Origin of the sequence: Pseudomonas sp. CCNWLW23, assembly GCF_037095675.1 — a bacterium.
GTDB classification, from domain to species: Bacteria; Pseudomonadota; Gammaproteobacteria; order Pseudomonadales; family Pseudomonadaceae; genus Aquipseudomonas; species Aquipseudomonas atacamensis.
Genome location: NZ_JBAWKM010000013.1, coordinates 102,182 through 122,347 on the forward strand (window position 1 = coordinate 102,182; position 20,166 = coordinate 122,347).

The window sequence follows — 20,166 nt, forward strand, 5'->3', positions numbered from 1 at the left end:
GGTGTTTGTACGGGATTCGTCGACCTGAAATCACTCATCGAACTCAGATCTTTGACTGCCGTGCTGGTGCCGGACTCAATGCGCCCGATCCAGCCCCGCCAGCAATGCGCTGTCGTGGCTGTAGATGTCCGGCGCATAACGCACATGGCCGCTGCTGTCGACTTGCGCCGTCCAGTAGGTCATCAGGATCGGCACCGGCGCCGACAGGCGAAATTCATGGGTGGTGCCGGTTGCCAGCAAAGTCTCGGTGCGGGCTTTTTCCGCCGGGGACAGCAGCAGATCGCGCAGTTGCAGCGGGTGCTCGACCCGCACGCAACCGGAGCTGAACGCCCGTGGGCCTTTTTCAAACAGCGCCTTGCTCGGCGTGTCGTGCAGGTAGACCGAGAACGGGTTGGGGAAACGGATGACCATTTGCCCCAGCGGATTGCGCGGGCCGGCGTCCTGACGCAGGAGGATGTTGCCGGGGTTGTCCCAGTCGATGTCCGCCGCCGCCAGAGGCTGGCCGTTGGCATCGAGCACTTGCAGGTTCTGACGGCTGAGGAAGGTCTGGTCCTTGCGGATTTCCGGCAGCTTGTCTTCTTTCCAGATGGTCGGCGGTACGGTCCAGGTCGGGTTCAGCGTCAGACGGGTGACGCGGGATTTGAGCAGTGGAGTCTGGCGCTCGGCGCGGCCGACCTGGGTGCGGGTCTGCCACACCGGTTGACCGCCCTGATACAGCGTCAGCTCAGCGGCGGCCACGTTGACCACCAGGCCACTGGGCTCCATGTCCTGGGCCATCCAGCGGAAACGTTCGAGATTGACGCGCAACTGATCGCGGCGGGTCAGCGGGCTGATGTTCAGCTCGGCAATGGTGCCCGGCCCGACCACGCCGTCAGCCTGCAACGAATGGCTGGCCTGAAAGTGCTTCACGGCTTCCACCAGCACGTCATCGTAGGCGTTGTCAGGTGTCACCAGTGCGTGTGCCAGATAACCTTCGCTGTACAAGCGTCGGGCCAGTTCCGGCACGCGCGGGTCTGCCATCGCCGGACGCAGCAACGGGCCGTTGCCCACCGGCTGCCATTGCGGCAGGGCTTGCAAGCGTTGCGCGGCGTACAGCTGACGCAGGCTTTGATATTGCGGTAGATGCGGACGCGCCAGGTCGAACGCCGCAGCAATATCGTTCATGCCCGGCACGGCAATACTGAGCAGTTGCGCCTGACGATCGGTCGGCGGGCCGTCGACACGCCACAGCGGTTCGAAATGCGATTGCAACAGACGGCCGTAATGCAGATCCTGCAAGGCCTGCAGGTAGTTGCGGCTGATGTCGATGTCGGCGCACAACTCGCCATCCTGCGGCGGCGTAGTGGCCACGGCGTAGCGATTCGGATTCAACCCATCATCGGCCAGCAGCTGCAATTGCGCGCGCAATGCCGGCAAGCGTGCCGACTCACTCGCCCACACCGGCATCCAGTCCTGCTGTTCATAAAACGCCTGCAATTGGCTCAACGCCGGGCCATTGAGACGCGGAGCGATGGCCGGGCACGACTGCGCCAGGCTGATCAAAACCGCCTGCAACGGGCTGCGCGGCTCGACCGGCAATTGCGTTTCAGGCGTCGGCAGGGTTTCGAGCGGGGGCAGCGGCTCATCGGCGCAAGCGACAAACGGCGCAGCGAGCAAACAAATGCTCAAGTAGCATGCGTACTTTTTGAACAACTGCTTTACTCCAATCCATGGCCGTCCAGATGACGGTCAACCTTACATCAGGTGCGCTGAACAGTCAGGCTCGAACCGCGAGCCTGCGGGTATTGACTGGGAGTCAGGAGCCAAAGTGCCGTTTATGTAGCAAGTTGAGGACACTTTATAAAATGTTGACGTTTTTGCGCCGACTTCTGTTGAGCACCGCGACCCTTGTCGCCGTGACCAGCCCAGTATTTGCCGCCGGCAAGCCATCGCCGGTTCTCTACAACAGCCTCGCCCACGCCGCGCCGGAACTCAATCCCCAGGCGCTCAAAGGTGCATTGAACGCCATGCAATGCGCGGTCAACAACGGCGCGAAACCCTCGCGGCATCTGGCGATCATCGATTATTCGCAACCGTCCACCGAACGCCGCCTGTGGATCTTCGACCTGAGCAAAAAGAAACTGGTGCTGCGTGATCTTGTTGCCCACGGTTCGAACTCCGGGGAAAACTTCGCCACGCAGTTTTCCAATCGCGAAGGCAGTTATCAGTCCAGCCTCGGTCTGTTCCGCACTCAGGAAAGCTACGAAGGTACTCACGGCTATTCGCTGCGCATGGATGGTCTGGAACCCGGTTTCAATGATCTGGCCCGTGATCGCGCGATCGTGATTCATGCCGCCAGTTACGTGAACCCGCTGTGGAGCAAGCGTCAGGGGCGTATCGGCCGCAGTCAGGGTTGCCCCGCCGTGCGGCCGCAGATCGCCAAACAGGTGATCGATCGCCTGAAGAACGGCCAGTTCATGTTTTCCTGGTATCCGGATCAGCGCTGGCTGCAAAAGTCACCGTATTTGAACTGCCAGCCGCAGCAGGTGGCGAGCATTCTCAACACCCACGCCAGTTAACGCGCGTCGCCGCCGGCGGGTTTGTAGAACAGGAACCTGCCGGTCTGCGCGGTGTTGCGATAGGCCTTGGCCCAGCTCGGGTGCACGCCGCGATCGTGAAAATACAGGGCACCGCGCGTGCGGTCCTTGAGCTGACGGTTCAACGCCTTGCCGGCGATTTCCTTGGCCAGCGCGTATTCGGCGTCTTCCTTGACCTGATCGGGCTTGCCATCGCACCACCAGGAAAACTGGCAATTGCCGCTTTCCGACCCCTGCTTGACCACCGCGCACACGGTGTCGGGAAAGCCGTCGTGGCCGAGGCGATTCATCACCACACTGGCGACGGCTTCCATTTCCGGGGTGTCCTTGCCCTTGGCTTCCCAATAGATACTGCGCGCCAGACAGGTCAGCGGATCGTCCAGCGGCGCGGCGCCGGCCGGGTCTACTGCCTGCGCTTCGGTGGGGGTGATGGCCTCGGATTTCGGCGCCGGAGCAGCGCTGACTTTATCCGCCGCTTTCTCCTCCAGCACCTCGGCTTTCTGTTCGGCCTTGGCCTCGATCGGCGCCTGCGCCCCGGCCCATGCTGCACCGGTCAAAAAGATCCACAACAAACCGCCCGCTAAGCCTTTCGATCCCATGTCGGTTCTTCCGTCAGCGCCCGCCCGGGGCAAGATGTTACGTCGGTGAGACGCCCGGTTTGCGGGGTCTTCGCAGAGTGTAGCGAGCAAATGCGCGGGCACACCAGCGCAGAAAAAAATCCGCCGCAAAGAAAAACACATTCACTCACCGGGGGCCTTTCGCGCATCATGGGCGCATTCAGCTCAAGGGAGATTTCCATGCGCTTCATGCCGTCCGTTTTGCGTTGTGCCGCACTGTCGCTGAGCGCGGTGTTCGCCACCTCGGCGCTGGCCGCCGATGAACTGCAATTGATCGAGTCGATCAACAGCTATCGCAGCCAGCCGCAGCGTTGCGGCACGCAGGCATCGAACGAGTTGCCACCGCTGTCGGCCGATCCACGTCTGCGCCTGCCCGCCAGCGGCGCGGTCGATCTGCAGCAGGCCATGACCAGCGCCCACTACCCGATGGTCAACGTGCAGGCGATCACCCTCAACGGCCCGCGCGATGCAGCAGCGGCGATGCAGGCGATCAAGGAAAGCTTCTGTAAGGTGGTGCTCGATCCGCAGTTTGTCGATATTGGCGTCAACCGTGTCGACCGCGACTGGCGCATCGTCCTCGCGCGCCCGTTGCTGACGGCGAAACTCGGCGATGCACAAAACGAAGGGCAAAAGCTGCTGGCGCAACTCAATACCGCGCGCGGCCAGGCGCGCCAGTGCGGCGGCCAGTCCTTCGCGGCGGCAGCACCGCTGGCGTGGAATGCCACGCTGGGCACGGTCGCTCAGGATCACAGCCGCGACATGGCCAACAACAATTACCTCGACCACAAGGACGGCGACGGCCGCACGCCGGGCGACCGCGCCGAGCTGTCCGGTTACAGTGGGCAATTGGTCGGCGAGAACATCGCCGCCGGGCAAGACACCGTCGGCAAGGTCGTCGACGGCTGGCTCGCCAGCCCCGGGCATTGCGCCAATCTGATGAATCCGCAATATCAGGAACTGGGCGCCGCGTACGCGACCGATCCGAAAAGCAACGCCGGCATTTACTGGACGGCAATGTTTGGCGCACCGTAAGGCATCATCGACGCCGTCAATCACTCGGTCAGCCAGAGTGATTGGACGGCATGGCGAGCGCAGCCTACCCTGCGCGATCTGCGCCCGCTGACGGCGCTCCACATCCACGAGGCGAGCCCATGACACAGCGTGAATTGATCGATGGTCACAACCGCCGCGTGGATTATCTGCGCCTGTCGGTTACCGACCGCTGCGATTTTCGCTGCGTCTATTGCATGGCCGAGGACATGCAGTTCCTGCCACGCCAGCAGATCCTCACCCTCGAAGAGCTGTTCCAGGTAGCGCAAAGCTTCGTCGCCCTCGGCACGCGCAAGATCCGCCTCACGGGTGGCGAGCCGCTGATCCGGCCTGGTGTCGTGCAACTTTGCGAACAGATCGCCGCCCTGCCCGGCCTGCGCGAACTGTGCCTGACCACCAACGGCTCGCAATTGGGCCGGCTGGCCAAGCCGCTGTTCGACGCCGGGGTCAAGCGCCTCAACATCAGCCTCGACAGCCTCGATCCGCAGCGCTTCAAAGAGCTGACCCGCACTGGCGATCTGGCGCAGGTCATCGACGGCATCGATGCCGCGCGTGCCGCCGGTTTCACCCGTACCAAGCTCAATTGCGTGGTGATGCAGGGCCGCAACGATCACGAGATCAACGATCTGGTCAGTTTCGCCATCGAGCGTGATCTGGATATTTCCTTCATCGAAGAGATGCCGCTGGGCGCGATCGCCGAACACAGCCGCGCCGAGTCCTTCTATTCCAGCGCGCAAGTGCGCGAACGCATTGCCGAACGCTTTACCCTGATCGACTCGACCGAATCGACGCAAGGGCCGTCGCGCTACTGGCGTGTGGCCGAAGCACCGAACATTCGCCTGGGCTTTATTTCGCCGCACAGCCACAACTTCTGCGGCACCTGCAATCGCGTGCGCCTGACCGTCGAAGGTCGCTTGCTGCTGTGCCTGGGCAACGAGCATTCGATGGACCTCAAAGCGGTGTTGCGCGCCCATCCGGGCCACCCGGAACGTCTGGAAAACGCGATCATCGAGGCGATGAAACTCAAGCCGTATCGACACAACTTCGAAGTCAACGACGACGTGCAAGTGGTGCGTTTCATGAACATGACCGGCGGCTGATTCGCCGCGCAACCGGGACCGCGAGATGATCGTCAGACCGAGACCCAATCAGTTCGCCGTGCTGTTCACCCTCCGAGGGTCGATCGCCAAACGCATCGCCGTGCGCACTTTGATGCTGACACTGCTGGCGGCGGCGATTGTGCTGATCGAACTTCTGGTGCCGAGCTACTTCGCCCAGATCAATTCGACGCCGTTCACCCTGCTCGGTCTGTCGCTATCGATCTTCCTGAGCTTTCGCAACAACGCCTGTTACGACCGTTGGTACGAGGGCCGCAAGGCCTGGGGCGAGGTGCTGTTGCGGGTGCGCGCGGTGATGCGCGAAACCCAAGGCATCGATGACACGCGCCTGCGTGGACAACTGTTGCGCAACCTGTGCGGTTTCGCCCACGCGCTGAACGCGCGGTTGCGTGGAGACAGTGAGGAGCAGGCCAGTGCCGACTGGGTCAGCCCGCCGATCGATGGGGCGGCGCCGGATCACTGCGGCCAGATCATTCATCAGGTCGGGCGCCAGTGTTCCGAGCTGGAAACGGCCGGTGTGCTGTCGCCATGGCGTTATCAATTGCTGGCCAATCACCTGACCTGCCTGAGCCAGGCCCAGGCCGTATGCGACCGCATCAAGAACACGCCACTGCCCTTCCCTTACACCCTGCTGCTGCACCGCACCATCTACCTGTTCTGCCTGTTGCTGCCGTTCGCCATGGCGCAATCGCTGGGATGGTTGACGCCGCTGTTCACGGCGATTGTCAGCTACACCTTTTTCGGCTTCGACGCGATTGCCGATGAACTCGAAGACCCGTTCGGGCGCGATGAAAACGATCTGCCGACCGATGCGCTGGTGCGTACCCTGGAGCGCGATGTGCTGTACGAACTCGGCGTCTCGCCATTGCCGCCCGCGCCAGAGCCGGACGATTACGTGCTGCGCTGAATGGCTCAGCGGCGGGCTCGGCGTGTTGACTCTGGATCGAGGTGCTGCCATTCGCGAGCAGGCTCGCTCCCACAGTTGAAATGCATTCTCCTGTGGGAGCGAGCCTGCTCGCGAAAAAGGCAACTCGGTCAATCAGCCCATACGCCGGAAAGCGCCACCGACGAATCTTCCATTTACACGCGCGCAAATTCCCCCTTACTATCCGGGCACACCGGTCGCCGGGCCTGCCCCGCCGCCGACGCTTTCCGCCAACGGAAACACGCGTTATGAGTACGTCACCACAACAACCGCAAAGGTTGCACGTCTCTGCTGTACGCGCCCACTGCAACAGGGGCCGCGTATGAACCGCATCGTCAATCTGCCCATGGCCCTGCGCCGCTCCAAGCTGCGTCACTCCGCGCGCCCGCCGGATATCGCCGTTCCTGCCTGATCGCGTGAGCTGAAACCGCGACAGTCAATTTCCCGATTTTCCTGATACCCCTGCCGGGACACTTACGCCTTTTTGTCGCGTCGTGTCCGGCCGAATCTGCGCGCCTGCGCGGCGCCACCGTGAGTGATTTGCCATGAAATTCGCAGCCATTGAAGACGCACGCCTGTTCCTCGAACAGAACCCCGATATCGACATGATCGAACTGTTCATTCTCGACGCCAACGGCGTGCCGCGCGGCAAGCTGTTGCACCGCGAAGAACTGCTCGCCGTGTACGAAAGCGGCCGGCCATTGCCGAGCACCATCCTCGGCCTGACCGTACAAGGCGAGGACGTGGAAAACTCCGGACTGGTCTGGGATGTGGGCGACATCGACTGCCGCGCCTATCCGCTGCGAGGCAGTCTGGTACGCCTGCCGTGGCGACAGATTCCAACCGCTGCGGTGCAGGTCAGCATGCACCCGAGCGAGGGCATGCCGGCGAGCATTGCTGATCCTCGGCACCTGCTGATCAAGGTCATCGACGGGCTCAAGGCCGAGGGTTATCACCCGATCATGGCCTGCGAGCTGGAGTTCTATCTGCTCGACACCAAACGCGATCACAACGGCCGCCCGCAACCAGCGCTGGACGCTGACGGCGGGCGACCGCGACACACGCAAGTCTACGGTTTGCGCGAGCTGGAGCAGATCGAGCCGTTCCTCGCCGACCTCTACAGCGCGTGCAAACTGCACGGTATTCCGGCGCGCACGGCGATCTCCGAATACGCCCCGGGGCAAGTGGAAATCACCCTTGAACACGGCGATGCGCTGGAAGCGATGGATCAGGCGGTGCGCTACAAGCGTCTGGTCAAAGGCGTGGCGCACAAGCACGGCATGCAGGCGACGTTCATGGCCAAACCGTTCGATGATCTGGCCGGCACCGGCATGCACATGCATGTCAGCCTGGCCGATGCCGAGGGGCGTAATTTGTTCGCCTCTGAAGACCCGGCCGGCACGCCGCTGTTGCGCACGGCGATCGGCGGCATGCTCGCCTCGCTGCTCGATTCGCTGTTGCTGTTCTGCCCCAACGCCAACTCCTACCGGCGTTTCCAGGCCAACAGCTACGCGCCACTGGCGCCGACCTGGGGTGTCGATAACCGCACGGTCAGCCTGCGCGTACCCGGCGGCCCGGCGCCGACACGACACATCGAACACCGCATCTGCGGCGCCGATGCCAACCCTTATCTGGCAGCGGCAGCGATCCTCGCCGGCATTCATCGCGGCATCCGTGAAGAGCTGGATCCGGGGGCACCGGTCGAGGGCAATGGTTATGCTCAGGCAAAAGAATTGTTGCCGACCGATTGGCTGACGTCGTTGCAGGCGCTGGAAAATTCCGCGTGGGCACGGGAGGCGTTGGGGCAGGAATTCCTTGGGGTGTATCTGGCGGTGAAGCGTGCCGAGTATCGGCAGTTCATGGCTGAAGTGGGTGAGCAGGATTGGCGGTGGTACCTGACCGAGGCTTAACGATCCGACACCGAACCTGTGGGAGCGAGCCTGCTCGTGAAGGCGTCGTCACATTCAACATTTTGGGTGACTGACACACCGCTTTCGCGAGCAGGCTCGCTCCCACAGGGAATGCACTTCGAACCTGGAATTTTTTGTGGACCCTGACATGACCATTCGCTGCAATTCCTACTACACCGCCACCCTCAACCAAGACACCGACTACCCGACCCTGCAAGGTCGGCACAAGGTCGATGTGGTGATCATCGGCGGCGGTTTCACTGGCGTCGCCACTGCCGTCGAACTGGCGGAAAAAGGCCTGAAAGTCGCCATCGTCGAAAGCCACAAGATCGGCTGGGGCGCCACCGGGCGCAATGGCGGGCAAGTCACCGGCAGCCTCTCCGGCGACGGTGCAATGCGCAAGCAAATGCGCGCGAAACTGGGCGATGACGTGGACGATTTCATCTGGCATCTGCGCTGGCGCGGGCATGAAATCATCCGCCAGCGCGTCGAGAAATATGCGATCCAGTGCGACCTCAAACACGGCCACTTGCACGCGGCGTACAAGCCGAGCCACATGGTCGATCTGCGCAAGGATTACGACGAAGCCGTGCGTCGCGGATTAGGCGATGAAGTGAGCCTGCTCGACCGCAGCCAGGTTCGCGACCTGCTGCAAAGCGAGCTCTACCACGGCGCAATCAAGAACACCCGCAACATGCACCTGCACCCGCTCAACCTGTGCATTGGCGAAGCACGCGCAGCCGAAAGCCTGGGCGCGCTGATCTTCGAAAACAGTGAAGTGCTGGAGATCATCCACGGCGACACACCTGGCGTGCGCACCGCTCACGGTCAGATCGACGCCAATCAGGTGATGCTCGCCGGTGACGTCTATCACAAGCTCGAACCGGGTCAGCTCAAGGGCAAGATTTTCCCGGCCATGGGCGGCATCGTCACCACCGCACCGCTCGGTGATCTGGCGCAACAGATCAACCCCGAAGACCTCGCCGTGTACGACTGCCGCTTCGTCCTCGATTACTACCGACTCACCGCCGACGGCCGTTTGCTGTTCGGCGGCGGCGCCAACTACAGCGGCAAGGATTCGCGCGACATCGCTGCGGAACTGCGCCCGTGTATCGAACGCACGTTCCCGGCGCTAAAAGGCGTGCCGATCGATTACCAGTGGAGCTGCGCGATGGGCATCGTCATCAACCGCATCCCGCAACTGGGCAAGCTCTCGGACAACGTCTGGTATTGCCAGGGCTACTCGGGACATGGCATCGCCACCACGCACATCATGGGCGAGATCATGAGCCGCGCGATCACCGGGCAAATGGAGCAATTCGACACTTTCGCCGCGTGCCAGCACATTCGCGTGCCAATGGGCGACCTGCTGGGCAACCCGTTGCTGGCGGCAGGGATGTGGTATTACCAGATGCTTGAGCGGTTGCGCTGAATTCACTGGCCCTATCGCGAGCAGGCTCGCTCCCACATTGGATTTGTGCACGACACAACACTCTGTGGGAGCGAGCCTGCTCGCGAAGAGGCCCTCAAACCCCAGACAAACTCAATCCGGCAACTGCTCCACCACAATCCCCAACCGCCGATAATCCTCGACATTCCCCGACCCGGGATGCCGCTCGGTAATCAACCTATGCAGGCGCGTACACGGCGCCACCACAAACGGCTCCACCGCGCCCAGCTTGTCCGCCGTGGTCACCGCAATCACCCGCGTTGCACTGTCGAGCATCGCCTGTTTGATCGGCACTTCATCGAAATGCAGCGAGGTGATGCCGACCTCGGGATGAATCGCACACACCCCGGTAATCGCCAGATCCGCCTTGATCCCCGCCAGCAGTCGCAGCGCTTCCTGACCACTGGCCGACATCGAATGCGGATTCAATTCACCGCCCGCCAGAATCACTTTCACGCCCTTGTATTCGGACAAGGCAATCGCCGTCAGTGGGGAAGCGGTCACGGCAGTGATGCGGATGTCGGACGGTAATGCGCGGGCCACCTGCAAGGTGGTCGAGCCGGAGTCGAACAGCACAATCTGCCCGTCCTCGATGTGCTGCGCCGCCAATTGCGCCAGGCGCACCTTGACCTCGTCGGTCTCATCCAGACGGGTGAAGTAATCCTTGCCCGAGTCCTTCGGTCGCGGCAGCGCCCCGCCATGCACCCGCTGCACCAGCCCGGCGCTGTCCAGCTCGGCGAGGTCGCGGCGGATGGTGTCTTCGGACACTGCGAAATGCTGGCTAAGCTCGGAGGCCATGACCTTGCCGTCACGTTCGAGAAGCAAAAGGATTTTCTGCCGGCGCAGGGACGGCAATTCGGCGATGGAGTGGTCGTGCATGGTTATGCCTGTTTGTGCTTGTAGTTGCAGGTTTCAGCGACACTAGCGAAAGTCTCAGGCAAATACAAACGCAACGGCTATCAATGCTTTCGATCATTGGAATCAACACGGCGAATTTTTTCTTTGCGCTGCGCCTGTTCACAATGGCACCACTCTCAAAAGCTCAGGATGCACAGCCCATGAATCTCAACTTCGCCTTCGCCTGCATGATCGTCGTGTCGTTCGCGATTGCCTTGGGCCACGCCTGACCTGCACCAACAACGCCGGGGCAAAATGCAGCAGCACCATCCGGCTCAGATGATGCGTCAGGATAAACACCACATTCAGCCCGCCGCCAAACGCGACAATCGCAATCGTCTCGATCGCGCCCGGCATGTATGCCAGCCACAGGGTCAGCGGATCAGTGCCCAGCCAGCGCGCAGCCACCTCGGCAAACGCCGCTGCGACGACGATCATCAAGCCGACCGAAACCAGAGCGGTGCGCCCATGCCGCGCCAGTTCTGCGATGCCGAGCCCCTGAAAACGTGAGCCGATACGCACGCCAAGAATCAGTGCGGCCAGGTTCAAACTCCACTCAGGCATGTGAAAGCCGTGCAGCCATCCCGTCTTCACAAACACAGCAGTGATGATGATCGCAGTGAGCATGAACGGCGCCGGGACGCCGATCAGCAACAACAGGCGGCCGAGCAATACGCTCAGCGCGACGACAGAGAACGCGGTCAGCGCCATGCCTGTGGTCAACGGATCGCTGACGACTTCAGCCACCGCTGTTTGCCCGGGGATAAGCAAACTCACCAGCACGGTGATCAACAGCAGCCGCATCAGATGCACGATGATGACTTTGCTCGAAGCCTTTTCCGATTCAAGCAAATCGAACACTGCGGCCAATGCGCCAGGATAGACCGCCAACAGTGCGTCGGTGCGGTTCCAACCGGCGCCGCGTGCCAGCCACCATCCGGCGAGCGCGATTTGTACGGTCAGGCAGATCAGCAATACGCCAAGGCTGGGCAACATCGTCGTCGCCGTTTCGCTGTCCCATGCTTCGAACATCAGCCCGGTGGCGATGCCCAGCGTGACCTGGATGTAGCCCAGTCCATAAGGAGTTGCCGGGGCGATGCCGGTTTTGCTGGCAAACAATGCGGTAACGACAATCGAGCCCAGCAGCAAGCCGTGGGGTACGCCTTCAAACTGCAATAACGCGCCGAAACCGGCCGCAAGCAACAAGCACACAATGGATTTCATAGTTCGCCTTCCTGGCTATTTATCTGACACACCACCATTCCCCTGTGGGAGCGAGCCTGCTCGCGAAAGCGTCCTGCCAGTCACAGATGAATAACTGATCTATCGCCTTCGCGAGCAGGCTCGCTCCCACAAGAATCCAATACGTCTTACATACGCAAGCGTGCAATCGCCCGCCGATATTTCTCGATCCGCTCCAGATCCTCCCAACTCGGCGAGGCAATCCGCGAGATATCGCTGTTCTCTTCCAGATCCGCCAGCTTCACCACCCGGCCAATCGGGTTTTGCGCGGCGCGGTCGACAAAATCCTCGTAGGACTCGCCCGGCACTTTGGTCACTGCCGCGATCGCCGCCAGCACCTCTTCGCTAAAGCCTTCCCCGCGCAAATCATCCAGACTCACCCCGCAATCCTCGACCACATCGTGCAGCACAGCGACGATGCGCTCCTCCAGCGTATTCATGCGCAACATGACTTTCAGCGGATGCAAAATGTACGGCGCCCCGCCCTTGTCCACCTGCCCGGTGTGGGCCGTGGCGGCAATGGCGATGGCGCGTTCGAGGGTTTGGGCCATGGGAATCGAATCCTGCGCCGAATGTTTCTGATTGTTGCGCAGTGTACGCGAAGATCGCTCAGCGCAAACCGATTGAACCTTGCCCGCCCTCGCCGCCTCGAAACCAGACAAGCGCCAAATCACCGATCAGACGCGGCGCCATTGGAGAGGAATTGCCGATGAAAACCCGACTGCTGCTCCTGATCGCCACGTTCGCCATCATCCCCACCTGCGTCATGGCCGAAGGCTGCGACGTGCAGACCCGCTCCTCCAGCGCCTCGGTGCCAGCGGTGGAAACCCACAGCTGCTACGAATACGAAGGCATGCCCGTGGACTCCATCAACTGGTCCTGCAGCAACGAAAGCAAGGACACCCTCAACGCCACCAAGAAAAAAGTCGATCGCTGCGACGACCACTACCAGGCCACCTGCACCGCCCGCCTCACCCAGGAATCCCTGGCCAACCCGCACTCGACCAGCAAAGACAAAAGCGCCAAACCGCTGAACATGCCCGACAACGCCAAAGTCACCACGTATTACTACGACGGCGAGCACCTGGCGCAGGCAAAGATTGATTGTGAGAACAGCGGCGGGAACTGGAAGGCTAAATAGCTTCAGTAACCAGTGATTGCCTGATAAAAAGCCCGGCTTGATGCCGGGCTTGGTGCATCTGCAAACAGCTTCAACCCTCACCAGCACCGCTGCTGGTGCCGCTGTCGTTCGATTGCTTCGAACCACTGGGCTTGGAGCCAGCAGGGGTCGAGCCGTCATTGTTGGTGGTATTGCCCTGCGTGCCTTTGGGCACGGTGGCACCGTTGGAATGAATGTCTTCCGGCGCACTCGGATTGGCTTGGCTGTTGCCGTCGTTAGCAGTGGGTGCCGGGGTGTCGCTGGCGGCGGTCGCGTAGAGCGAAGTGGCGGATAACAGCGTGGCCAGGGTCAGTACTGCGAGGTTGGATTTGCGCATGTGGGCGGTTCCTTTGCGGGGGTGAGTTATGCATTGGAAGCGCGTGCGCGGGGAAAATGCGGGAAGGCTGACGAATGGCAGGAAAAACAACCCGCCACCTCGTAAAAGATGCCGGGTCAACAAAAAAATAATGCGTTATCCGATCAGAAATTCGCCGGCGTATTCGCGCTGATTATCTCTGCCTCATCCGCGCCGATATTGCGAAACTTATGCGGCAACGTCGTCGGAAAGTAATACCCGTCCCCCGCACTCAGCACACTCACCTGCCCATCCACGGTCAATTCCACCGTGCCGCGCGTGACCAGCCCGCACTCTTCGCCTTCGGCATGCACGATCGGCTCTTCGCCGGAGCTGGCGCCGGGGGCGTATTGTTCGCGGAGCAGGCGCATCTGGCGGCTGGGCACCGAGGCGCCGATGAGCAGCAGGCGCAGGCCGTGGCGGCCGAGGTCGGGTTGTTCGTTGGCGCGGAACACGTATTGGTGTTCGCGCGGGGGCTGGTCGAAGGTGAAGAAGTCGGCCAGGGACATCGGTATGCCTTCGAGCAGCTTTTTCAGCGAGCTGACGGAGGGGCTGACGCGGTTCTGTTCGATCAGCGAGATGGTCGCGTTGGTCACGCCGCTACGCCGGGCGAGCTCGCGCTGGGAGAGTTTGTAGCTTTCGCGTACTAGTTTGAGTCGAGAACCCGTATCCATGACAGCCTTATGTAAGAGCGACTTAAGGGCGATGGGGGTGGGTGGCGGGTGACGCGCAGGTCGCGCGGATCACGTTGCTCCCGTGTCCCGGAACCGTGAAAGGCGGCTATTAAATCACGTTTGCCGGTGTTGCTCAGCAGGTTCGATGGATGGTGATCGAAATGAGCTGGCTGGCGATTATTGCGGACAAATAAAAAACTTGTGGGAGCTGGCTTGCCAGCGATTGGATGGCACATTCAACATCCCTTTTGCTGAAAGACCGCAATCGCTGGCAAGCCAGCTCCCACAGGTTTTGTGTGCTGTTTAGGGAAAAACCGGCGAGGTCTTTCGGACCGTCACCGGTGAGGTCAATCAAACGCCGAAGCGGTCGCGCAGGGAGTAGTAGACGGCGCCGAGTGCGGTGAGCGGTGCGGAGAAGGTGCGGCCGCCGAGCATTGGCATGTGCGGCAGCGAGGCGAAGGCGTTGAAGCGTTCGGCGTCGCCGCGGATCATTTCCGAGATCAGTTTGCCGGCCAGGTGCGAGCAGGTGACGCCGTGGCCGCTGTAGCCCTGCATGTAGTAGGCGTTCTTTTCGATACGGCCGAATTGCGGCATGCGCGACATGGTCAGCAGGAAATTGCCGGTCCAGCGGTAGTCGATTTTCACGTCCTTGAGCTGCGGAAAGGTCTTGAGGATCTTCGGCCGGATCAATTGTTCGATATCGTCCGGTTCCCGCGCACCGTAGACCACGCCACCACCGTAAAGCAGACGGTTGTCAGCGGTGAGGCGGTAGTAATCCAGCAGGTAGTTGCAATCTTCCACGCAATAGTTGTTGGTGATCAGACTGCGTGCCTGCTGCTCGGTCAGCGGTTCGGTGACGACGATCTGCGAGCCGCACGGCATGCTTTTCGCGGTGACGCGGTTGTCGAGACCTTGCGGCAGATAAGCATTGCCGGCGATCAGCAGGTATTTGGCGCGGACCAGGCCTTTGGCGGTGCGCACGGTGATCGGCTCGCCGTAGGTAATTTCCACCGCCGCCGATTGCTCGTAGATCTTGCCGCCCAAACGCACGATGGCAGCGGCCTCCCCTAGCGCCAGATTCAGCGGATGAACGTGGCCGCCCTGCATGTCCAGCAAGCCGCCAAGGTAAGCGTCGGAACCCACTTCGCGACGAATATCCGCTGCATCGAGCATCTTCAGATTGCGGTTGCCGTAGCGTTCCCAGTTGCGCTTCTGCTCGGCCAGGCCGTTGAGCTGTTTCTTGTTCATCGCTGCGAAAATACCGCCCGGGCGGTAGTCGCACTTGATGTCGTAATCCTTGATGCGCGAACGAATGATATCGGCGCCTTCGAAGATCATGCTGCCGAGGATTTCTGCAGTCTTGTCGCCGTAGCGCTCTTCGATGACATCGACGTCGCGGCTGTAGGAGTTGACCAGTTGCCCGCCATTGCGACCGCTGGCGCCGTAGCCGACTTTCGCCGCTTCCAGCACGGTGACTTTGTAGCCGGCTTCGCTGAGGAACAGTGCCGAGGACAGGCCCGTGTAGCCGGCGCCGATGATGCAGACATCGCAGTCCACTGCCTCTTCGAGAACCGGGAAGTCGATGACTTCGTTGCGGGTGGCGGCGTAGTAGCTGTTTACGTGTTGCTGTTTCATAGGTTTCTCCGAGGGCCGCCAACCAGGGGCGGCCGCCGCTGTAAAAGAGTCAGAGCTTGATCCAGGTCGCTTTCAGTTCGGTGTACTTGTCGAACGCATGCAGCGATTTGTCGCGGCCATTGCCCGATTGTTTGAAGCCACCGAATGGCGCGGTCATGTCGCCGCCGTCGTACTGGTTGACCCAGACGCTGCCGGCGCGCAGGCCGCGGGCGAAGGTGTGCGCCTTGCTCAGGTTGCTCGTCCACACCCCGGCGGCGAGGCCGAAGATGCTGTCGTTGGCGATTTGCAGGGCTTCCTCGGCAGTGTCGAAGGTGATCAGCGACAGCACCGGGCCGAAGATTTCTTCCTGAGCGATGGTCATCGCGTTGGTCACGCCGTCGAAAATCGCTGGCTGTACGTAGAGGCCGCCGGTTTCTTCGAGGGTGCGTTGGCCGCCGGCAATCAACTCGGCGCCCTGCTCGCGGCCGATGCTGATGTAGCGCAGCACGTTGTCCAGTTGACGCTGGTCGACCACGGCGCCGACGGTAGTGGCCGGATCAAGCGCATGTCCCGGTTTCCACGCTTGCAAGGCTTCCACCAGCAGCGGGATGAACTGCTCGCGAATCGAGCGCTCGACCAACAGACGCGAGCCGGCAGTGCAGACTTCGCCCTGGTTGAAGGCGATGGCACTGGCTGCTGCCTGGGCTGCCGCGCGCAGGTCCGGGGCGTCGGCGAACACCACGTTCGGGCTCTTGCCGCCGGCCTCGAGCCAGACGCGTTTCATGTTGCTCTGCCCGGCATAGATCATCAGCTGCTTGGCGATCGCCGTGGAGCCGGTGAAGGCCAGCACGTCGACGTCCATGTGCAACGCCAATGCCTTGCCGACGGTGTGGCCGTAGCCCGGCAGCACGTTGAACACGCCCTTCGGAATACCCGCCTCCAGCGCCAGTTGCGCGATGCGGATAGCGGTCAGCGGTGATTTTTCCGAAGGCTTGAGGATGAACGAGTTACCCGCCGCCAGCGCCGGGGCGAATTTCCAGCTGGCCATGATCAGCGGGAAATTCCACGGCACGATCGCCGCGACCACGCCGGATGGCTCGCGAGTCACGAGGCCGAGTTGATCGTGCGGCGTGGCGGCAACTTCGTCGTAGATCTTGTCGATGGCCTCGGCGCTCCAGCGGATCGCGTTGGCGGTCGCCGGGATGTCGATGTTCATCGAATCGCTGATCGGTTTGCCCATATCGAGGGTTTCCAGCAGCGCCAGTTCTTCCTGGTGCTGCAGGATCAGATCGGCGAAGCGGATCAGCACGCGCTTGCGCTCGGCCGGGGCTTTTTTCGCCCAGATGCCGGAGTTGAACGACTGGCGCGCGGCTTCGACGGCCAGGTTGGCGTCGGCTTCATCAGTGCTGGCGACGGCGGCAAGAAAGCGGCCATCGACCGGGCTCAGGCATTCGAAGGTGTCGCCGCTGATCGCCGGGCGATATTCACCGTCGATGAAGGCGCGGGATTCGATGGACAGGGACTGGAAGCGTTGTTCCCAGTCGTTGCGGGTTGTGGTCATTGTTTTTGAGCTCGACAAGGGGGAATTTGGGGGTTGGTCTGGTTGCTTTGCCTGGCCGGGAATCGCTGCCCTCACCCTAGCCCTCTCCCAGAGGGAGAGGGGACCGATCGGGGGATGTCTGGTAACTGCGCCGACCTGAAAAATCTTTGCCGAATCCATCATCGACTGGATCGTTCAGGTCGCCGGATATCTCCAGACGACGCGGTCAGTCCCCTCTCCCTCCGGGAGAGGGTTAGGGTGAGGGGCTTTTGATCTTCAGACCGTATGCAGATACCAGTTGTACTCAAGGTCTGAGATCGAGTTCTCGAACTCGGCCAGCTCGCTTTCCTTGCACGCGACGAATACGTCGATGTACATCGGGTCGATGTAGCGCGCCATGACTTCGCTGTCGTCGAGTTCGCGCAAGGCGTCGCGCAGGTTGTTCGGCAGGCTCTGCTCGTTCTGCTCGTAGCTGTTGCCTTCGACCGGGGCGCCGGGCTCGATCTGGTTGGTCAGGCCGTGGTGAATGCCGGCCAACACTGAAGCCATCAGCAGGTACGGGTTGGCATCGGCACCGGCGACGCGGTGTTCGATGCGCACGGCGTCCGCTGAACCGGTCGGCACGCGCACGGCCACGGTGCGGTTGTCGATGCCCCAGCTCGGCGAGTTCGGCACATAGAACTGTGCGCCGAAGCGGCGGTATGAATTGACGTTCGGGCAGAGGAACGCCATTTGCGCCGGCAGGGTCTCGAGCACACCGCCGATCGCGTGACGCAGTGCGGCGTTCTGCTCGGGATCCTCGCTGGCGAAGATGTTGTTGCCTTCTTTATCCAGAATCGAAATGTGCACGTGCAAACCATTGCCGGCCTGGCCCGGATAAGGCTTGGCCATGAAGGTCGTGTCCATCTCGTGGTCGTAGGCGATGTTCTTCACCAGACGCTTGAGCAGGACCGCGTAATCGCACGCCTTGATCGGGTCGGAGACGTGATGCAGGTTGACTTCGAACTGCGCCGGGGCGCTTTCCTTGACGATCGCATCAGCGGGAATGCCCTGCTCTTTCGCGCCTTCGAGGATGTCTTGCAGGCAGTCGACGTATTCGTCGAGGTCGTCGATCAGGTAAACCTGGGTCGACACCGGACGCTTGCCGGATACCGGTGAACGTGGCGATTGCGGACGGCCATTCACGTTGTCCTGGTCGATCAGGTAGAACTCGAGTTCGAACGCCGCGCAGATGGTCAGGCCAAGGTCGTCGAATTTGCGCACAACGTTGGCCAGCACTTCACGCGGGTCGGCGAAGAACGGCTGGCCTTCGATCTCGTGCATGGTCATCAGCAGTTGAGCGGTCGGGCGTTTTTGCCACGGCTCGATGCTCAGGGTGCCGGGGATCGGGTAGCAGATGCGATCGGCATCGCCAATATCCAGGCCCAGGCCGGTGCTTTCCACCGTCGAGCCGTTGATGTCCAGCGCGAACAACGACGCCGGCAGGTTGATGCCTTTTTCGTACACCTTATGAAGACTGGTGCGTTCGATGCGCTTGCCGCGCACCACACCGTTCATATCCGCAATCAGAAGGTCGACGTACAAAACCTCAGGATATTTCTTAAGGAATGCGTTGGCTTCGTTGAGTTGAACGGTACGCAGAGGGACCGACATGATGCACCTATTTAGCTGTTAATTATTATGTTCACCACTGTGTTGCGCAGCCAGTCAATCCGAAAGGCAAAGTGAAGTCAATAGCGAACATCCTGCCCTGCAGCCTTTATTTTTCGGGCCTTTCTTAACACTCTCGTGCCATATCCGCCGGCAAACCCCGGTAAACCTGAGCGATTTGATGAACGGCGTTTAGAATTTTTTACATGGCAGTTGTTAATTAAAATCAACGAGGCTAAGCTCCGGAAAAGCTCGTTCAAGTGACAGACTTCGAGGTGAATAAAAATGGCATTCAAGCCATTGATCGGCGTTACTGCGTGCGTCAAACAGATTGGCCTGCACCCCTATCACATCAGCGGCGACAAGTACGTACGTGCTGTCAGCGTTGGCGCTGAAGGGTTGCCGGTGGTCATTCCTTCCCTCGGCAACCTGACTGAAATCGATGACCTGCTCGGTCAGCTCGACGGTCTGTTGCTCACCGGCTCTCCCTCGAACGTGGAGCCCTTCCACTATCAAGGCCCGGCCAGCGCCCCCGGCACGGATCATGATCCGGCCCGCGACGCCACCACCCTTCCTTTATTGCGTGCAGCCATCGCGGCGGGCGTTCCGGTGCTCGGCATCTGCCGTGGCTTCCAGGAAATGAACGTGGCCTTCGGCGGCAGCCTGCATCAAAAGGTGCACGAGCTGCACGGCATGCTCGATCACCGTGAAGCCGACAGCCCGGATGTGGCGGTGCAATACGCCCCGGCCCATGCGGTCAGCGTGATCGCTGGCGGTGTGTTCGAAGCGCTGGAGCTGCCCGACGAATTTCAGGTCAATTCGATTCACAGTCAGGGCATCGACCGCCTCGCCCCCGGGCTGCGTGCTGAAGCCGTGGCGCCGGACGGTTTGATCGAAGCGATCTCGGTCGAGCACAGCCCGACCTTCGCCCTCAGCGTGCAATGGCACCCGGAATGGCAGGTGCTGGACAACCCGAACTACCTGAAGATTTTCCAGGCGTTCGGCGCAGCGTGCCGGCAACGGGCGGCGAAGCGCAGTCAGCGCTGACGCAATCCCAAACCAGATAACGATTTACTGCCCCCACGCTTGGCGGGTGTGCGTTTGCACATCCGCCAGTCGTGAACTGCAACACCCGTGATAACAACAAGTACGACCCAGGCAGCCAGGACGGCGGCGCCGAACAAGCCGGATCGGTACGGACAAAGGCCACTCAGGTCAACGCATATCCCCTGTGGGAGCGAGCCTGCTCGCGAAAGCGGTGTATCAGCAAACGATGATGTCGACTGACACTCCGTATTCGCGAGCAGGCTCGCTCCCACAGGTTCTGCGCCAGCTGACAGGCATTCCGGACCGTTCCGCAATCCACTTAAGCCCGGCCACATTGGCCAG

18 protein-coding genes are annotated in these 20,166 nt (G+C 61.2%); 8 read left to right on the forward strand and 10 right to left on the reverse strand.

The features are described 5' to 3' along the window. Window positions 1-75 precede the first annotated feature (75 nt). Complete coding sequence (locus V8J63_RS17460; RefSeq protein ID WP_336464405.1) at window positions 76-1,692, reverse strand: L,D-transpeptidase family protein; 1,617 nt, start codon at window positions 1,690-1,692, stop codon at window positions 76-78. Between the two features lie 152 nt (window positions 1,693-1,844). Here V8J63_RS17460 and V8J63_RS17465 point away from each other — a divergent pair, with 152 nt between their 5' ends. Next, a complete protein-coding gene (locus V8J63_RS17465) occupies window positions 1,845-2,558 on the forward strand; it encodes a murein L,D-transpeptidase catalytic domain family protein (RefSeq protein WP_016775166.1) in 714 nt (237 codons plus the stop codon). Here V8J63_RS17465 and V8J63_RS17470 read toward each other — a convergent pair. Then, entirely contained in the window at window positions 2,555-3,175 is a 621-nt protein-coding gene (locus tag V8J63_RS17470) for a cell wall hydrolase (RefSeq protein ID WP_016775167.1), read from the reverse strand. The two genes, V8J63_RS17465 and V8J63_RS17470, sit on opposite strands and share 4 nt — an antisense overlap. A 198-nt stretch (window positions 3,176-3,373) precedes the next feature. Between V8J63_RS17470 and V8J63_RS17475 the strand changes: the two genes are divergently transcribed. From V8J63_RS17475 to V8J63_RS17495, 5 genes are all read left to right on the forward strand, one after another. Continuing rightward, window positions 3,374-4,225, forward strand: coding sequence for a CAP domain-containing protein (locus V8J63_RS17475; protein ID WP_336464406.1), 852 nt, complete (start codon window positions 3,374-3,376; stop codon window positions 4,223-4,225). 119 nt (window positions 4,226-4,344) lie between these two features. Continuing rightward, on the forward strand, window positions 4,345-5,343 hold the full coding sequence (gene moaA / locus V8J63_RS17480; protein WP_197891928.1) for a GTP 3',8-cyclase MoaA: 999 nt from the start codon (window positions 4,345-4,347) through the stop codon (window positions 5,341-5,343). A 25-nt stretch (window positions 5,344-5,368) separates the two neighbouring features. Next, window positions 5,369-6,268 (forward strand): bestrophin family protein, encoded by a 900-nt coding sequence (locus tag V8J63_RS17485; protein WP_336464407.1) that lies wholly within the window; start codon window positions 5,369-5,371, stop codon window positions 6,266-6,268. A gap of 563 nt (window positions 6,269-6,831) precedes the next feature. Continuing rightward, window positions 6,832-8,196, forward strand: coding sequence for a glutamine synthetase family protein (locus V8J63_RS17490; RefSeq protein ID WP_336464408.1), 1,365 nt, complete (start codon window positions 6,832-6,834; stop codon window positions 8,194-8,196). A gap of 148 nt (window positions 8,197-8,344) precedes the next feature. Further along, entirely contained in the window at window positions 8,345-9,628 is a 1,284-nt protein-coding gene (locus tag V8J63_RS17495; RefSeq protein WP_336464409.1) for an NAD(P)/FAD-dependent oxidoreductase, read from the forward strand. A 111-nt stretch (window positions 9,629-9,739) separates the two neighbouring features. Here the strand turns inward: V8J63_RS17495 and V8J63_RS17500 are convergent, their stop codons facing one another. The 3 genes from V8J63_RS17500 to V8J63_RS17510 all read right to left on the reverse strand — a co-directional run bounded on the left by V8J63_RS17500 (window position 9,740) and on the right by V8J63_RS17510 (window position 12,336). Beyond that, a complete protein-coding gene (locus V8J63_RS17500; protein WP_150635003.1) occupies window positions 9,740-10,525 on the reverse strand; it encodes a DeoR/GlpR family DNA-binding transcription regulator in 786 nt (261 codons plus the stop codon). Between the two features lie 186 nt (window positions 10,526-10,711). After that, window positions 10,712-11,767, reverse strand: coding sequence for an AbrB family transcriptional regulator (locus tag V8J63_RS17505; RefSeq protein ID WP_336464410.1), 1,056 nt, complete (start codon window positions 11,765-11,767; stop codon window positions 10,712-10,714). A gap of 146 nt (window positions 11,768-11,913) precedes the next feature. Then, window positions 11,914-12,336, reverse strand: coding sequence for an HD domain-containing protein (locus V8J63_RS17510; protein ID WP_076563429.1), 423 nt, complete (start codon window positions 12,334-12,336; stop codon window positions 11,914-11,916). 158 nt (window positions 12,337-12,494) lie between these two features. Between V8J63_RS17510 and V8J63_RS17515 the strand changes: the two genes are divergently transcribed. Beyond that, the gene (locus tag V8J63_RS17515) at window positions 12,495-12,926 is read left to right on the forward strand and encodes a hypothetical protein (protein ID WP_076563430.1); all 432 of its coding nucleotides are present in this window, start codon (window positions 12,495-12,497) and stop codon (window positions 12,924-12,926) included. A 70-nt stretch (window positions 12,927-12,996) separates the two neighbouring features. Here V8J63_RS17515 and V8J63_RS17520 read toward each other — a convergent pair whose 3' ends face one another. The 5 genes from V8J63_RS17520 to V8J63_RS17540 all read right to left on the reverse strand — a co-directional run bounded on the left by V8J63_RS17520 (window position 12,997) and on the right by V8J63_RS17540 (window position 18,780). Continuing rightward, a complete protein-coding gene (locus V8J63_RS17520; RefSeq protein ID WP_336464411.1) occupies window positions 12,997-13,281 on the reverse strand; it encodes a hypothetical protein in 285 nt (94 codons plus the stop codon). A gap of 143 nt (window positions 13,282-13,424) precedes the next feature. After that, the gene (locus V8J63_RS17525) at window positions 13,425-13,973 is read right to left on the reverse strand and encodes a cupin domain-containing protein (protein WP_011333561.1); all 549 of its coding nucleotides are present in this window, start codon (window positions 13,971-13,973) and stop codon (window positions 13,425-13,427) included. A 351-nt stretch (window positions 13,974-14,324) separates the two neighbouring features. Further along, window positions 14,325-15,608 carry an NAD(P)/FAD-dependent oxidoreductase gene (locus V8J63_RS17530; protein WP_336464413.1) on the reverse strand — a complete coding sequence of 428 codons (1,284 nt, stop codon included), beginning with the start codon at window positions 15,606-15,608 and terminating at the stop codon, window positions 14,325-14,327. Between the two features lie 49 nt (window positions 15,609-15,657). Beyond that, a complete protein-coding gene (locus V8J63_RS17535; protein ID WP_110600952.1) occupies window positions 15,658-17,148 on the reverse strand; it encodes an aldehyde dehydrogenase in 1,491 nt (496 codons plus the stop codon). 255 nt (window positions 17,149-17,403) lie between these two features. Further along, window positions 17,404-18,780, reverse strand: a complete 1,377-nt coding sequence (locus V8J63_RS17540; RefSeq protein ID WP_007918694.1) for a glutamine synthetase family protein — start codon at window positions 18,778-18,780, stop codon at window positions 17,404-17,406. A gap of 282 nt (window positions 18,781-19,062) precedes the next feature. Between V8J63_RS17540 and V8J63_RS17545 the strand changes: the two genes are divergently transcribed. Continuing rightward, a complete protein-coding gene (locus tag V8J63_RS17545) occupies window positions 19,063-19,824 on the forward strand; it encodes a gamma-glutamyl-gamma-aminobutyrate hydrolase family protein (RefSeq protein ID WP_130888726.1) in 762 nt (253 codons plus the stop codon). Window positions 19,825-20,166: the final 342 nt, after the last annotated feature.